This is a genomic window from Myxococcus sp. CA023, from assembly GCF_010998615.1.
Lineage (GTDB): Bacteria > Myxococcota > Myxococcia > Myxococcales > Myxococcaceae > Myxococcus.
This window is the reverse complement of the sequence record NZ_JAAEAH010000054.1, coordinates 39,738-54,984: the sequence shown is the minus strand read 5'-3', so window position 1 is coordinate 54,984 and position 15,247 is coordinate 39,738. Positions and strand designations below refer to the sequence as shown.

Annotated in this window: 13 protein-coding genes; 9 read left to right on the top strand and 4 right to left on the bottom strand. The window is 69.8% G+C overall.

What is annotated here, in order from left to right; all coding sequences use genetic code 11:
- Positions 1-2: 2 nt before the first annotated feature.
- Positions 3-1,310 (bottom strand): exopolysaccharide biosynthesis glycosyltransferase EpsH, encoded by a 1,308-nt coding sequence (epsH, locus tag F8M74_RS23300; protein ID WP_026113899.1) that lies wholly within the window; start codon positions 1,308-1,310, stop codon positions 3-5.
- A gap of 57 nt (positions 1,311-1,367) precedes the next feature.
- On the opposite strand from epsH, the gene wzy reads away from it, so the two are divergent.
- The gene (wzy, locus tag F8M74_RS23295) at positions 1,368-2,951 is read left to right on the top strand and encodes an exopolysaccharide repeat unit polymerase (RefSeq protein ID WP_171410177.1); all 1,584 of its coding nucleotides are present in this window, start codon (positions 1,368-1,370) and stop codon (positions 2,949-2,951) included.
- A 9-nt stretch (positions 2,952-2,960) separates the two neighbouring features.
- Here wzy and mgtE read toward each other — a convergent pair whose 3' ends face one another.
- From mgtE to epsE, 3 genes are all read right to left on the bottom strand, one after another.
- Positions 2,961-4,280: a magnesium transporter gene (gene mgtE / locus F8M74_RS23290; protein WP_141253927.1), complete on the bottom strand. Its 1,320-nt coding sequence runs from the start codon at positions 4,278-4,280 to the stop codon at positions 2,961-2,963.
- Positions 4,281-4,325: 45 nt separating this feature from the next.
- Positions 4,326-5,891 carry a response regulator EpsF gene (epsF, locus tag F8M74_RS23285; RefSeq protein ID WP_141253926.1) on the bottom strand — a complete coding sequence of 522 codons (1,566 nt, stop codon included), beginning with the start codon at positions 5,889-5,891 and terminating at the stop codon, positions 4,326-4,328.
- Positions 5,892-6,140: 249 nt separating this feature from the next.
- Positions 6,141-7,379 (bottom strand): exopolysaccharide biosynthesis GT4 family glycosyltransferase EpsE, encoded by a 1,239-nt coding sequence (epsE, locus tag F8M74_RS23280; RefSeq protein ID WP_141253925.1) that lies wholly within the window; start codon positions 7,377-7,379, stop codon positions 6,141-6,143.
- 262 nt (positions 7,380-7,641) lie between these two features.
- Here epsE and F8M74_RS23275 point away from each other — a divergent pair, with 262 nt between their 5' ends.
- The 8 genes from F8M74_RS23275 to F8M74_RS23240 all read left to right on the top strand — a co-directional run bounded on the left by F8M74_RS23275 (position 7,642) and on the right by F8M74_RS23240 (position 15,231).
- Positions 7,642-8,160 carry a hypothetical protein gene (locus F8M74_RS23275; RefSeq protein WP_228559632.1) on the top strand — a complete coding sequence of 173 codons (519 nt, stop codon included), beginning with the start codon at positions 7,642-7,644 and terminating at the stop codon, positions 8,158-8,160.
- Positions 8,157-9,170: an exopolysaccharide biosynthesis glycosyltransferase EpsD gene (gene epsD, locus F8M74_RS23270; protein ID WP_141253923.1), complete on the top strand. Its 1,014-nt coding sequence runs from the start codon at positions 8,157-8,159 to the stop codon at positions 9,168-9,170. The genes F8M74_RS23275 and epsD overlap by 4 nt, the downstream gene beginning before the upstream one ends.
- 9 nt (positions 9,171-9,179) lie before the next feature.
- The gene (gene epsC, locus F8M74_RS23265; protein WP_020478618.1) at positions 9,180-9,737 is read left to right on the top strand and encodes a serine O-acetyltransferase EpsC; all 558 of its coding nucleotides are present in this window, start codon (positions 9,180-9,182) and stop codon (positions 9,735-9,737) included.
- Positions 9,738-9,774: 37 nt separating this feature from the next.
- Complete coding sequence (gene epsB / locus F8M74_RS23260; protein ID WP_141253922.1) at positions 9,775-11,985, top strand: GH44 family glycoside hydrolase EpsB; 2,211 nt, start codon at positions 9,775-9,777, stop codon at positions 11,983-11,985.
- The gene (gene epsA, locus F8M74_RS23255) at positions 11,982-12,797 is read left to right on the top strand and encodes an exopolysaccharide biosynthesis glycosyltransferase EpsA (protein ID WP_141253921.1); all 816 of its coding nucleotides are present in this window, start codon (positions 11,982-11,984) and stop codon (positions 12,795-12,797) included. Before epsB ends, epsA begins: the two co-directional genes overlap by 4 nt.
- A 197-nt stretch (positions 12,798-12,994) precedes the next feature.
- Positions 12,995-13,840 (top strand): DUF1963 domain-containing protein, encoded by an 846-nt coding sequence (locus F8M74_RS23250; RefSeq protein WP_141253920.1) that lies wholly within the window; start codon positions 12,995-12,997, stop codon positions 13,838-13,840.
- A gap of 94 nt (positions 13,841-13,934) precedes the next feature.
- Positions 13,935-14,618, top strand: a complete 684-nt coding sequence (locus tag F8M74_RS23245; protein ID WP_141253919.1) for a hypothetical protein — start codon at positions 13,935-13,937, stop codon at positions 14,616-14,618.
- Positions 14,602-15,231 (top strand): hypothetical protein, encoded by a 630-nt coding sequence (locus F8M74_RS23240; RefSeq protein ID WP_141253918.1) that lies wholly within the window; start codon positions 14,602-14,604, stop codon positions 15,229-15,231. The genes F8M74_RS23245 and F8M74_RS23240 overlap by 17 nt, the downstream gene beginning before the upstream one ends.
- Positions 15,232-15,247: the final 16 nt, after the last annotated feature.

The window sequence follows — 15,247 nt, the reverse complement described above, 5'->3', positions numbered from 1 at the left end:
CCTCAGTCCGCCAACGGCATGCCCCAGTCCGGCTGGCCGCGCTCGCCCTTCACCCAGCGGTACACCTCCAGCACCTGCTCCGCCTTCGCCCTCCAGGTGAAGTACTTGAAGATGCGCTCCCGGGCGCGCTCGCCCATGGGGCGGATGACGGACGGGTCCGCCGCCAGCTTCGTCAGCACCTCGCGCACGCGCAGGACGATTTCCTCCGGCGTCCCCATCTGGATGGCGAAGCCAGTGGCCGGGCTCACGATTTCCCCCGGGCCGCCGTAGTCCATGACGATGGGCACCAGCCCCAGCGCCATGGCCTCGCACACCACCGCGCCGCCGAACTCGCGCACGCTGGGGAAGCCGAAGATGTGGTTCTTCGCCAGCCGGCCCTGGAGCTCCTGGTGCTTCACCCAGCCGGCGAAGGTGACGCCGGACTCGATGCCCTCGCGCGCCGCCTGCGCCCGGAGGTTGGCCATCTCCTGGCCGTCACCGATGTACTCCAGCACCACCTTGCCCTCGCGGATGAGCGGCGCGGCGGCCTCCATCAGCATGGCCATGCCCTTGTACGGCACGAAGCGGCCCACGAAGGCCACGCGCAGGGGCAACTCCACCGGGCCCTCCGACTTCTCCGTGCCGAAGCGCCGGGTGTCGATGGCGTTCTCCGGCACGTACACCGTCTTGCCCTGCCACTGCCCCGACACCTGCCCCCGCGTGGCGCGCGAGCCGGTGATGATGGCGGACGCGTTCTCCCGCGTGGACTTGTAGAAGGGCATCAGCTTGTAAACGTCACGGATGTAGCTCAGCCACTCCTTCTCCCGCCGCCGCGCGCCGCCAAAGCCCTTGGGCCAGGGCAGGCCACCGTTGAGCGGCCCCATGACGAAGGGCACGCCCGCCTTCTTGCACCGCGCCGCCAGCGTGCTGGGCGTGGTGGGGCTGATGGGCGTGTAGCGGTGCACCAGGTCGAACTCACCCGCCTCGATGCGCGGGCCGAAGCGGCGCCAGAGCACCTCCTCGAAGTAGTAGTAGGGCAGCGCGCTCAGCGCGGTGGCCGTCGTCCAGCCCACCCCCGTCTTTCCCCGCAGCACCTCGCCCACCTTGTCGAGCGGCTTCTCCACAGGCGTGGAGTCCAACGCGGTGAACTGCGAGCCCTCCTGCACGCCCTGCTTGAGGATGTTCTCCCGGTTGCGGACGTGGGTGACCAGGTGCACGTCCGCCACCTCGGCCAGAGCGCGGTAGAGCGACCAGCCTTCGAGCGGGACGCTCACCCAGTCGGGGTTGCACAGCTCGGCAATCAGAAGGACGCGTGGGCGGGGAGCAGGCATACGTGCCACTCCATCTATCCCAACCCGCTCTCCGGATGTAGCCTCCTCCGGGTCTCGATGTACGCACCCGACCGGCCGCCCTACCTGCGCTACGGCGCACTGCTTGCTTTCCTGGTGCTGGCCACCGTGGGCGGCGCCGTCATCCACCCCGTGGTCGCGTTGGCCCCCGTGCTGTGCCTGGGGGTGGTGTGGGTCATCCTGAAGGTGCCGGTGAAGTACCCGGTGTTGGTGGTGACCTGGCTCGTCCTGGCGGTGGACTACGTGCCAGAGCGGCCCCAGTCGGGCCTGTGGCCCTCGCCGCTCCACCCGCTGGGCGAACTGATGTTCGCGCAGCTCAGCTACATCACCAAAATCGGGGCGCTGCGCTTCCCCCTGGTGGACGTGCTCATCCTCGGGTTGATGGGGCTGGCGATGTACCGGCGGGTGACGAAGTCAACCATCGACCCGGAGCCGCTGCCCATGCCCCGGCCGCTCATCGCCGTGGTGGCGCTGTCCCTGGTCGCCATCCTCTGGATGGAGGTGCGCGGCATCGCCCGGGGCGGGGACATCAAGAACTCGCTGTGGCAATGGCACCAGGCCGCGATGATGCCCTTCATCGTGGCGATGTATCACTACGCCATGCGGGGCCCGGAGGACTGGCCCGCCTTCGCGAAGACCATCATCCTGGCTGGCCTCACCAAGTCCGCGGTGAGCACCTACTTCGCCATGGTCGTGGTGCACGAGCTGGGCGTGGAGGTGGAGTACACCACGTCCCACTCCGACTCGATGACGTTCGTCTTCGCCCTGCTGGTGGCGACGATGCGCTTCATCGAGAAGCCCAAGTCCGCGCACATGCTGCGCGGTCTGGCCATCATCGCCTTCATTGGCATTGGCATGATTTTCAACGACCGGCGCCTGGCCTATGTCAGCTTCGCCGGCTGTCTGCTGGCGGCCTTCCTCATCAACCCGTGGACGCCGCTGAAGCGGTTCCTGGTGCGGACGCTGCCGTTCTTCGCGCCCATCATCGTCGTGTACATCGCGGCGGGGTGGAACTCCGGCTCGTCCGTCTTCGCGCCGGTGCAGACCATCCGCTCGCTGATTGACGGCCAGGGCGGCGAAGGCAACCTGGACTACCGCGACATCGAGAACCTGGACATGATTGCCACGTGGGCCCAGTTCCCCATCCTGGGCACCGGCTACGGGCACGAGTTCCTGGAGCCCATCCCACTGCCGGACATCGCCTTCGTCTTCCCCCAGTACCGCTTCCACCCGCACAACTCACTGCTGGGGCTGTTCGCGTTCGGAGGGCTGCTGGGCTACACGGGCGTGTGGATGTACCTGGCCGTCACCATCTACCTGGTGGTGCGCTCGTATCACCGCACCGACGTCTCGGAGTACCGCGCCGCCGCGCTCATCATCGTGGGACTGGTGGCCACGTACATCAACCAGGTGTTCGGGGACATGGGCATCATCTCGTACATCTGCACGTTCCAGATATCGCTGGCCGTGGCCATGACGGGGAAGCTCGCCGTGCACACCGGCGCGTGGCCCATGCCCCACAGCCGGCTGCTGGGCCCCGCGCCCGCGGCGCCCGTGCCACCACCGGGCGCCATCACCTACCCCAACGAGGACGCACCACCTCCCGCCGCGAGCCAGCGCTGAGCGCGGCGGCTACAGCAGGGTGCCACGGAGGATGAGCTCCGCCGTGGTGAAGTAGATGACCAGCCCGCTGACATCCACCAGCGTGGCCACGAAGGGCGCGGACGCGCTCGCGGGGTCGAAGCCGAACCGCCGCAGCAGGAACGGCAGCATCGACCCCGCCAGTGTCCCCCACGTCACCACGCCCAGCACCGCCAGCCCCACCGTGAGGGCCACCCGGAAAGCGTGCTCGCCATAGAGGTGGAACAGCACCTGCCAGAGCAGGATGCGCGCCACGCCCACCGAGCCCAGCACCAGCCCCAGTGACAGGCCGGACAGCAGCTCCCGCCGCAGCACGCGGCCCACGTCCCGCAGGCGCAGCTGCGCCAGCGCCAGCGCGCGGATGACCAGCGTGGAGGCCTGACTGCCGGCGTTGCCTCCCGCGGAGATGATGAGCGGCACGAAGAGGCTGAGTACCACCGCGCGGGCAATCTCGTCCTGGTAGCGCGTCATGGCGGTGGCGGTGAGCATCTCCGACAGGAAGAGCACCAGCAGCCAGCCCGCGCGCTTCTTCAGCATGGCGGGCAGGCCCACCTCCAGGTACGGCGCCCCCAGGGCCTCCGTGCCACCCACCTTCTGGATGTCCTCGGTGGCCTCCTCCTGCACCACGGTGACGATGTCATCCACGGTGACGATGCCCTTCATCCGCCCCTGGTCGTCCACCACGGGGATGGCCCCCAGGCCGTACCGGGCGAAGAGGCGCCCCACCACCTCCTGGTCCGTGTCCTCCCGCACGCGGATCAACTCCGTGCGCATCACCTCCCGCACCGCCTTGTCCGGCGTGGCCTGGAAGAGCTGGCGCAGGGAGACCACGCCCTCCAGTCGCTGTGCCGCGTCCAGCACATAGGCGTAGTAGACGGTCTCCACCTGCTCGCGAGCCTGCCGGCGCAGGTAGCTGAGGGCCTCGTCGATGCGCATCTCCGGCCGCACGCGGACGAAGCGCGGGTTCATCAGCCCACCCGCTGCGTCCTCGCCATACGCCAGCAGCGCCCGCACCTCACGCAGGGACGGCGCGTCGAGCAGGGCCAGCCAGGCCTCCCGCGCCTCGGGAGACAGCCGCTGCACGACATCCGCCGCGTCATCCGGCGCCATCGCCCGCAGCCACGTGCCCCGCTCCCCGGACGAGAGCGCCTCGAGCAGCCCCAGTTGCGCTGGAGGCTTCAGGGTGGCGAAGAAGTCCCGCGCGCGCTCGGGCGGCAGCAGGTGGAAACCATCCACCCGCTCTTGCGCCGACAGCGCCGGCCACGCGTCACGCAGCTCGTCTTCGTGGACCAGCTCGGCCTCGGGCTCCATCCGCCTCCCCCTCTTCCGCCACCCCAGGCAGGTGGCCCGGCGGCGTCATGGCGCGGGCTTGCCCGGCTCCACCGGCAGCACGACGTGAAAGGTGCTGCCCATGCCCTGGCTGCCGGGAGACTCCGCCCAGATGCGCCCGCCATGGCGTTCGACGATGCCCCGCGCAATCGACAGCCCCAGGCCCAGCCCGCCGTAGGAAATCCCGTGCGCGCGGCCGAAGCGCTCGAAGATGTCCTCCAGCTTCTCGCCGGGGATGCCCAGCCCGTGGTCCACCACCTCCACGTGCACGCGTCCCGCCTCCTCGCGGGCGGCGAGCCGGATGCGTCCGCCCTCCGGTGAGTAGCGCAGCGCGTTCGACACCAGGTTGGTGAACACCTGGTCCAGCCGCTCGCGGTCTCCCGGCACCACCAGTCCCTCGGGGGCGTCCAGCTCGATGAGCTGGCCTTCGGGCAGCGGCTCGAAGTGCTCGGCCACGTCGCGCAGCAGCGCGCCCACGTCCAGCGCCTTCGGCTCCAGGTGCAGCTCGCCCCGCTGGATGCGCCCCACGTCGAGCAGGTTCTCCACCAGCTTCGCCATGCGATTCACGCTGCGGTGGATGCCGTGCAGCGCCTTGTCCACGCCCGGCGCCAGCGTGTCGCCCGCCTTCACCGAGGCCAGGTGCGCATACCCCCGCGCGGCCTGCAGCGGCGTGCGCAGCTCGTGCGCCGCCATGGTGAGGAACATGTCCTTCGCCTCACTGGCCGCCCGCAGCGTCTCCACCGCCCGGCGCGCGTCGTCGATGTCCGTCGCCGTGGAGACCCAGCCGGCGAGCCGGCCCTTCTCGTCCCGCTCTGGAATGGTGCGCGTCAGGAACCAGCGGTACTCGCCATCCACCCGCCGCAGCCGGCATTCCTGCTCCAGCGGTTGGCCCTTGCGCTGGGCTTCCTGCCAGGCGTTCCGAAGGCTGGGAACGTCCTCCGGGTGCAGGCAGTACAGCGTGTCCTTCCACTTCCGCCCCTGCTCCGGCGACAGCCCCGCGTAGTCCAGCCAGCCCCGGTTGGCGTAGCCGATGGTGCCGTCCAGCAGCAGCTCCCAGACGAACTGGGGCATGGTGTCCACCAGCCGGCGGAAGCGCAGCTCGCCCTGCTGTTCCAGCATCCGGCGCTCGCGCGCCCACAGCGCGGACTCGTGCCGCTGGAGCCGCTGCTGCTGGAGGTACAGCCCGACGAAGGCCTCCACCTTCCAGCGCAGCACGTCCGGATGGAAGGGCTTCACCACGTAGTCCGCCGCGCCCACCGCGTAACCGTGCACCAGGTGGGCTTCGTCGCGGCCGTGCGCGGTGAGGAAGATGATGGGCGTGTAGCGGGTGCGCTGGCGCTGGCGGATGAGGCGGGCCGTCTCGAAGCCGTCCACGCCGGGCATCTGCACGTCCAGCAGGATGACGGCGAACTCCTCCCGAAGCAGCCATCGCAGGGCCTCCGGACCTGAAGACGCCCTCACCAACCGTTGGCCCAGCGGCTCCAGGACGGCCTCCAGCGCGAGCAGGTTGGCCGCGTTGTCGTCCACCAGCAGGACGCTCGTGGCGAGCGGCTCCAGCCGGGTGAGCGCATGGAACGTGGGTTGCTCGGGCATTTTCACCCGCGATGCCTCCCTTCGTGCCTGACCCCAGGCGGTCATGCGCCGTGGGGGGAGTTGGCAACGGGTCCAACCCGCCGTGCCCGCGGGTCTCTGCCAGGCGGGCGAACCCAGCGCCCCCCGGTCAGGACGGCCCCATCATGGTGCCGCCCCAGGACACCCACCAGTCCGCCGAAGGCCCGCACCGGGCCAATGACGGCCTGGCAACACCTTCCAGCGCGGCGGGACCTCCTACCGTGTGGCCCGCTACACCACCGCCCGCTGGAGCATCTGCGCGAGCATGTCCGCGCTGCGCTCACTGCTGAACGTCGTCTCCACCTTGCGGCGGCCCGCCTCGCCCAGCCGGTGGGCCTCCTGGGCGTCGCGCGCCACGGTCTCCAGCTTGTCCGCCAGGGTGCGGGGCTGCTGCGGGGGCACGAGGATTCCGTCCACACCGTCATCCACCAACTCCGGCACCCCACCCGCGCCCGTCACCACCACGGGCACGCGCATGGCCATGGCCTCCATGATGGCCACGCCCAACGGCTCCTGGAGGCTGGCCAGCGAGAAGATGTGCGCGCGCTCGATTTCACCGCGCACCGTGTCCTCGCTCACCGCGCCCAGCAACGTCACCGCGTCGCCCAGGCCCGTCTCCTGGATTTTGGCCTCCAGCACCTTGCGGTACGTGGTGCCGCCGGCCTCGTCCTCGCCCGCGATGGACAGCCGCGCGTCCAGCCCCTTCGCGCGCAACATCCCCACCGCGTCGATGAGGTCCGCGTGGCCCTTGCAGGGGTTGAGGCGGCCGCAGGAGAAGATGCGCAGCGGGCCTTCACCCGTCCACGCCGAGTAGGGAACGGAGCGGTTGAACTTGCGCAGCTCCACGCCCATGGGCGCCAGCTCGATGCGCGACGGCAGCGCGCCGGCCAGCTCGTCATTCACTTCCTTGAGCAGCTTCTTCGTAATCACGAAGGCGAACCGCGCGTGCCGCCACTTCTCGCGCTGGTTGGGGCCGTAGTCGTACAGCGGCCCGTGCAGCGTCAGGCTGTAGGGCAACCCCGACAGGAGGTTCGCGAAGAGCGCCACGTGCGCGGCGTTGGCGCATGAATGGACGTGGACGTGCGTCCAGCCCCGCTCCCGCGCCAGCGACGCCAGCCGGCCGCCCATGACGGCGAAGGCCAACAGCTGCGCGCGGCCCTTCGCGTCCAGCCCTTCCGCTCGGGCGATGGAGGCCAGGCACCGGGCCCAGCCCGTGGGCATGGCGCGGGCCACCTCCGCGGCGGCCTTGGCGACCCCCAGCGGCCCCGGCGGCGTCAGGTACTCCGTACGCGACATGGCCTCGCGCGCCCAGCTGTGCGAGATGATGCGCGCGGGAGGCGGACGCGTGGACACCAGCTCCGGCGTCACGCCCTTCCCCTGGAGCGCCTGCAGCTCGCGCCAGAAGAAGATGTGCGTCTGTCCGGGGAACTCGGGAATCAAATAGCCAATCTTCTGCACAGTGGATGGCATAACACGCCTGCCTGCCCCTGCCACGGCGTGGGTAGGGGCGTACCCAGCCCGTCACACGCCCTTCACGCGCGCGGTGGGGAGGGCTTCGCGAGCCCCGCCGGGCCGCCTGGGGAGCACGCGACGGAACGCCCGGTCTGGGAGGCGCTGACCGTCGAGCGTCACAGGCGCGCTCCGCGGCAGCCAGGCGGGCCGCCGCGCCCCGGACTGCCCGGAGAGGCCGTTGGGCCGACGCCACGCGTTGCGCTATACCGAGCCCCTCCCCATGGCAGCCGATTCCAGCGCACCTCCCGCCGACGCCACCTCGACCGACAGCGCCATTCCGTCCCCGGCGCTGCAACGGCTGTGGTTCGCCCTGGAGCGCCACGCGTGGAGCTTCCTCACGGTGGTGCCGGCCCACCCGGGTGCTCCGGCGCTGGAAGCCGCCACGGCCGTGCTGGAGGCGGGCGCGCCCTACGCCTACTCGCAGAAAATCCACCTGGAAGACGCCACCGGCCTGTCGCCCACGGCCGCCGCGCAGAAGGTGCTGGAGTTGCGCGAGCGTGTGTCCCGGGGCGAGCGTGTCGTCGCCGTCATCGACTCGTTGATGACCCGTCCGGCCAGCCTGCCGCTGGCGCTGGCCGCCGACGGCTGTCTCCTCTGCGTCACCCTGGGCGAGACGGACTTCGGCGCCGCCAACAAGACACTGGAGTTCGTGGGCCGCGAGCGCTTCCTCGGCAGCGTCACCTTTCCCCGGCTGACGAAGAAGCAGCGCCGGGCGTCTTCCCAGAAGAAGAAGGCATGAGCTCCACCTTCGCGCCCCGGCTCAGCGTCGTCATCGCCACGTACAACCGGCTGCCCCTCATCACCCGGCTGCTGTGGCAGTTGGCCGGGCAGACGCTGCCGCCCGAGCAGTTCGAGGTCGTCGTGGTGGACGACGGCTCCAAGGAGCCCACCCGCGAGCCGCTGCAGGCCCTGGCCCTGCCCTATACCCTGCGCGTGGAGGTGCAGCAGAACGCGGGCGCCGCCGCCGCCCGGCACCGGGGCGTCATGGCCGCCCGGGGCGAAGTGGTGCTCGTCACGGATGACGACATGCAGGTGGCCCCGGACTTCCTGGAGCGGCACCTGGCCCACCACCCGGAGGGCTCGCGCACCGTGGTGCTGGGCCGCATCCGGCCGGATCCGTCCATTGGCGACATGCCGTTGTTCGAGCGCTGGTACGCGTACCTCAACAACCGCATGGCCGAGGAGCTCTCCACGCCCGGCGCCCGCGCCCGTGGCGTTCACCTGTTCACCGGCAACGTGTCCTTCCCTCGCGAGGACTACGTGGGCGTGGGCGGCTTCGACAAGTCGCTGGGCCAGTCGGAGGACGTGGAGCTGGGCGTGCGACTGGAGAAGGCCGGATGCGCCTTCGTCTTCGCGCGTGACGCGTACGTGCTGCACGGCAGTGACCACGTGTCCTTCGAGCGCTGGCTGAAGCGCGCGCACCGCTACGGCATGTTCGACACGCAGGTGGCCCGGAAGCACCCAGACGTGCGTGACGTCAATCCGTGGCGGCTGCTCTTCCAGACCAACCCGCTCACCCGCCCGCTGCTGGCCGCCACCCTGGTGGCGCCGGACGCGTCACGCGTGCTGACGCGCGCGGTGATGCACGCCGCCAACGCCGCGGACAAGCTGGGCCTGGAGAAGGCCGCCTTCGCCGGCACCTCCGTGGTGTACGGGATGGAGTATCTGCGCGGCGCGCGCGGCGAGGCCGGCGGCTGGACGGGCATTGCCCGCGAGGTCGCCCGCTACCTGCAGGGCCGGGGGGAGTAGTCACACACCATGCTGAAGGCCAGGGAATCGATGATTGGCTCGCTCGTCACGGATGCGCTGGAGCTGGCGAAGGCCGCCAATGGCAACTCGGACGCGAAGTCCATTGCCAAGGTGGTGTTGACCAGTGACTCGTACCGCATCACCGCGCTCAACCGCGCCCGCGAGGCCGCGCTGGCCTACCGCATCCCCCTGGTCAACCACGTGCTGCGCGTGGCGCAGACGGCGGTGATGGGGATTGAGATTGGCAAGGACGTCACGCTCGGCAAGGGCGTGTACTTCGTGCACAGCCTGGGCGTCGTCATCGGCGGCGACGCGCGCATTGGCGACCGCGTGCGATTCTACGGGAACAACACCGTGGGCACCGCGAAGGACAACGGCTATCCCGTCATCGAGGATGACGTCTGGATTGGCGCGGGGGCCCGCATCCTGGGACCGGTGCGCATCGGCGCGCGCTCGCGCATCGGCGCCAACGCGGTGGTGCTCCAGGACGTACCGCCGGACAGCGTGGCCGTGGGGATTCCCGCCCGCATCTTCCCGCGCAAGGACACGGACGAAGTCGCGCTCTAGCGTGGTGGGGCGGGCGCCGCCCATGGAGGATGAAGTGATGCGTTCGCGGACGAAGGCTGGCGCCGCTGTACTGGCGGGTGCGCTGCTGGCCGGTGGCACCGTGACGGTGGCGCGGGCCGTCGGCGCGGAAGCGCAGGGAGCGAGCAGCGCGGCCACGGCAGCGCCGGGCACGAGCAACGCAACGGATAAGAGCGGCGCCGCGGCCACGACGCCGGGCGCCGGCACCGAACAGACCACGCCGGTGATGCTGTACGACGGAGGCCTGTCCTCCGATTGGAAGGACCTCGGCTGGGCGCAGCGCGAGCTCCCCAAGGGCGCGCCGGCGCGCATGCGCCTGTTCAACTACGCCGGGTGGATTCTCTACCGGCCCAAGCTGGAGGGCACCTTCGGCGCGCTGTCGTTCCGGTTCAGCGCTCCGGAGTCCTTCGGCGAGTTCCTGGAGGTCCGCCTGGACGCTCCGGGCGCTGCCAGCTTCCCACGCGTCCCCATCATCCCCGAGCTCCAGGTCCGCAAGGACGGTGAGTGGTCGGAGATCGTCATCCCCATGGAGCAGCTCAACCCGCGCGGCCAGCCGTTCGACCGCGTGGTGCTGCGCGCGTCCAAGAGCGTGGGCCGTGAATGGGTGCTGTTCGACAAGGTGTCGCTGGTGCCGCTGCCGCCCGAACTGGCCGCCGCGCTGGCTGCGGGGGGCGGACGCACGGGCCAGGGCAGTGGCCGCGAAGCGCCGATGACCATCGACTGCACCGCGCCGAGCCACCGCATCAGTCCGCTCATCTACGGCATCGCCTTCGACGGGTTGACGGAGAAGCGCGACAAGCACCAGTACGAGGTGGGTGCCACCACGCGCCGCTGGGGCGGCAACCCCACGTCCCGCTACAACTGGAAGCTGGGCGGCGCGTGGAACACCGCGAACGACTGGTTCTACCAGAACGTCGACATCGGCCTGAGCTACGACGACTTCCTGGAGTCCAACCGCAAGCACGGCATGACGTCCGCGCTGACGGTGCCCATCCTGGGTTGGGTGGCCAAGGACGCGAAGTCGGTGGGCTTCCCGGTGTCGCGCTTCGGCTCGCAGCAGCAGGAGGACAACGGCTCGGGCAACGGGCTCGCCCGGGATGGCACGCCGCTGAAGCCCGGCGCGCCGACGCTCACCAGCACCGAGGCCCCACCGGAGTTCATCGCCGAGTGGATCCGCGCCATCCGGAAGAAGGACCAGGAGCGGGGCCAGCGCAGCGTCCAGACGTACATCCTGGACAACGAGCCCATGCTCTGGAACTCCACGCACCGCGACGTGCACCCGGAGCCGCTGTCGTATGACGGGCTGCTGGAGCGCACGATTGCCTACGGCTCGGTGGTGCGGAAGGAAGACCCGGAGGGCCTCATCGCGGGCCCCGCCGAGTGGGGCTGGACGAACTACCTGTGGTCCGCGGCGGACTTCACGCCGGGGAAGATGCCGCACTCGGACCGGCGCGCGCACGGCAACATGCCGCTGCTGCCCTGGTACCTGCGGCAGCTTCGCGAGCACGAGAAGAAGACGGGCGTGCGGCTGCTCGACATCGTGGACCTGCACTTCTATCCACAGACGAACGTCGGAGTCGGACTGGAGGGCAACACGGACCCCGCCACCAACGCGCGCCGCATCCGCTCCACGCGCGGGCTGTGGGACCCCACGTACAAGGACGAGTCCTGGATTGGCGAGCCCGTGCGCCTCATCCCGCGCATGAAGGAGTGGATTGCCGACAACTACCCGGGCCTGCGCATCTCGATTGGCGAGTACAACTTCGGCGCCTTCCGGCACATGAGCGGCGGCCTGGCCCAGGCCGAGACGCTGGGCCGCTTCGCGCAGGAGAACATCTACTCCGCCTACTTCTGGCAGTACCCCACTGAGGGCTCGCCGGTGTTCTGGGCGTTCCGCGCGTTCCGGAACTTCGACGGCAAGGGGAGCCGCTTCCAGGACTGGTGGGTGCCCGCGAAGGCCGCCGAGGGCACCAGCGTGTTCGCCTCGCGCGACGAGGCGGGCGGGAAGATGGTGGCGGTGGTGCTCAACTTCGACCCGGACCAGGCCGCCCAGGCGCAGATTCAACTCAAGGGCTGCGGGACACTCGACAGCGTGCGCGTGCTGGGCTACTCGGGCGCACCTGGGGGGTTCACCGAGCAGACTCCCGGTGCGAAGGCCGCGGGTTCCCTGACCCAGCGGCTGCCGCCCTATTCCATGACCGTGCTCGACCTGACGGTGAAGAAGCCATGAGCTCCGCCGCGACGCCCGTACCCCCGCAGACCCCGTTCACCACTGGCCGAGCGCGCCTGAACATCGGCCAGCTCGCCATCGACCAGCTCACCTTCGAGGAGGCGGTGACGGAGATTGGCCGACTGGTGGACTCGCGCCAGGGCGGCTACGTGTTCACCGCCAACGTGGACCACGTGGTGCTGGCCGAGGACCACGCGCAGTTTCGCGAGGCGTACTCACGCGCCACGATTTCGGTGGTGGATGGGATGCCCATCGTCTGGGCCTCGCGCGCCATGGACGTGCCGCTGCCCGAGCGCATCGCCGGTTCGGACCTCATCCTCCCGCTGATGAAGCTGGGGGCGGAGCGCAAGTGGCGCGTGTTCCTGCTGGGCGCGGGCCCCGGCGTGGCGGAGAAGGTGGGCCGCATCGTCAGCGAGCAGTACGGCGTGGAGGTGGTGGGCTGGGATTCGCCCATGGTGCGCGTGGACGGCGGTGACGCGCAGAACGACCCGATTGTCGCGAAGATTCGCGAGAAGGACCCGCACTTGCTGCTGGTGGCGCTGGGCAGCCCGAAGCAGGAGGTGTGGATTTCGCAGGTGACCTCCAAGCTGGGCCCCACGGTGGCCATTGGCATTGGCGCGGGGTTGGACTTCATCGCCGGCACGGCGAAGCGCGCGCCCGTTTGGATTTCGCGCGCGGGCTTCGAATGGCTGTACCGCCTGGTGAACGAGCCCAAGCGCCTGTGGCGGCGGTACATCCTGAATGACTCCCGCTTCGCCACGATTCTGCTGCGCGAGTTCTGGCAGCGGACGGGTGCGAAGAAGCCGGAGTAGCCGCCCCCGTCACACGGGGGTGACGCGGCGGGCACTCATCCCTGGGGGACATTCATGATGAGCGGCTGGGTCGTGCTGCTGGTCCTGCTTCTGGCGTCAGGCTGCTCGACAACCCGTCTGGGGGTGGGTGTGATGCCCATCGTCCACGTCCGGGTGGCCCAGACAATGAAGCGAGCAGGCTTGGGCGCCGAGACATCATGAGACCCCCGCTCGAACTCCCCGAGGACCTCCGGCGGCTGCTCCGCTCTCAAACACCAGGGCTCGAGTCCGACGTCGTGCGGTTCCTCGAAACGGCGCCTTCACCGTGTCTGTACATCCGCTCGGAGCGCGTCGCTCGCTCGCCCCTCCGGCCTTCCATCCTCCACAGACTGATGGGCCACAGGGCCGCGCAGCCCGTGCTCTCCACGCTCGACAGCAAGTTCGGCGGCATCCCCTACGTCGAAGAGGCGGACCTGACGTGGGATGGCTTCCACTTCCTCGGGCAGCTCAACTTCGCTCAACTGAGTGACACACCTGCCACATTGCCGCGCCGTGGCCTCTTCGCGCTCGACCGCAATCTTCGCGCACCGGACTGCACCGCCAGCGCGTTCCGTGTGCGCTGGTATCCGGACCCCACCGAAGCGCGCGCCCGCCCTGTCTCGCCGCCTCGATGCGTCGGCCGCTGGGAAACGCGGATGCAGTTCATCCCCGGCTGGTCACTCCCGGGAGGTGCCGAGTGGGAAGCGCCGCTACCTGCTGGGCTCATGCAACTCCACGATGCATGGAACGCGTGGACGCCTTCAGGCTATCTGGAGGATGAGCAGCGCCCTGGCCTCCACCGACTGTCCGGCCACCGAAGCGCGGGGCTCGACGAACCCTACTCCTTCGTACCGCCTCCCGGGCGTGACAGTGCCCTTCATGCGTACGCGCAACTCTTGCGCATCGACTTCGACAACGCCTCGGGATTCCACTGGGGCTCGAACCAAGCCTACGTCCTCCTCCACCACGAGGACCTCGCCGCGAACCGGCTGGAGCGCGCGGTGGTGGCCTGGGCGAATGCCTGAGTGAATTTGGGAGGCACGCTCTCACGTCAGGCGAGTTCGACCTGCCAGCCAGGTCCTCCCGCCTACCCCGCTTAACGTGCAATATCTACCCCCCATGTACTCCTGGAACCACGTGGCGGGAGCGGCGTCATCGGCGCTGCTGCGGCACGCCTTGGCCTCGCTGAAGCAACACTACGCCTGGGAGTACCGCGCCCTGGGCGAGTCCGAAGCCCTCCGGAGACTTCAAGCGGGCCTCACCACCGCGCACCGGCAGGGGCTGGGAGAAACGCCACAGGCCGTGCTGTTCGCGCTCGGCCAGGTGCTCGCGGATGCAACGACGCCGGGCTACGACGCAACAACCTGGGCCACCACGTGCCGGCGCTCCGCCCCCGGCCACGGCGTCGCCAAGGGCCCCTGGAAGGGCGCGCTGACCATCCGCGCCGCCCAGATGCAGGCCTTCGAAAATCCCGCGACGCCCAGCGTCCAGGAGCGGCAGCTCGCGCACCTGCGGCGCGTCTTCCCCGAACGGATGAGCACCCTCAGCCCCGCCGCCGCGCTCGCGCTCGTCGAGGCGGGTGCCGCCACCGCGCAGCGCCACGGCATCCAGGACCCGAAGAGCATCACCCTGCTCACCGACCTCGTCGTGGTGAAAGGCCCTGGCTTCGAGGACACCGTCGCCATGGCCTGGAGCGGCGCCATCCTGCGCTCGACGTCGATTCCCTCCGAGGAGAAGGCCGGGATGATTCTCCGAATGCTGAAGCAGCAAGGCGGCGAGGTCCCCAATGCCACCAACCGCTGACTGGACCGACCGCGCGACCCAGGACGTCGCCAACGTGCCCCCGGATGCGGGCGCCCCCGTCATGCGCTGCCCCGCCACCGCGGCCACCGTCGTGGTCCAGGTGTGGTGCCCTGAGAACGCACAGCTCATCGGCGACACGACCGTCCAGCTCAACGGCCCGACGGGACAGCAGGGTGCCACCGCCGTCGACTCGGGCGCCGTCACATTCCGCCCGCTGCAAGCTGGCGCCTATTCGCTCCAGCTCACCCTCACGGGCGCGCATGCCAGGAAGTACCGCATCGACGCGCCTCCCGGGCCCTTCTCCCTGGGCGATAGCGAAACCAAGAGCATCATCGTCCCCGTCCGGTGCGTGATTCCCAAGGCCGTCGCCACCGTGAAGAGCCGGCCTCCGCTCCACGCCAAGGCCCAGGTGACATCCCGCTCGGGCGTCCCCCAGGACCCCGGCGCATCGCGAAGCCCCGCCTCCGCCACGGCCACCGTCACCTCGCGGCCTCCGAGCACCGCCAAGGCCACTTTCGCTTCGGAGCCCTCGGGCTCCGCCCAAGCCCGTGCCACGCCCCAGCGCTCCGGCTCCGCCCGGGCCTCCTTTTCCCCTCAGCCCAAGCTCGACTGAGCCCATCCCGACAAGG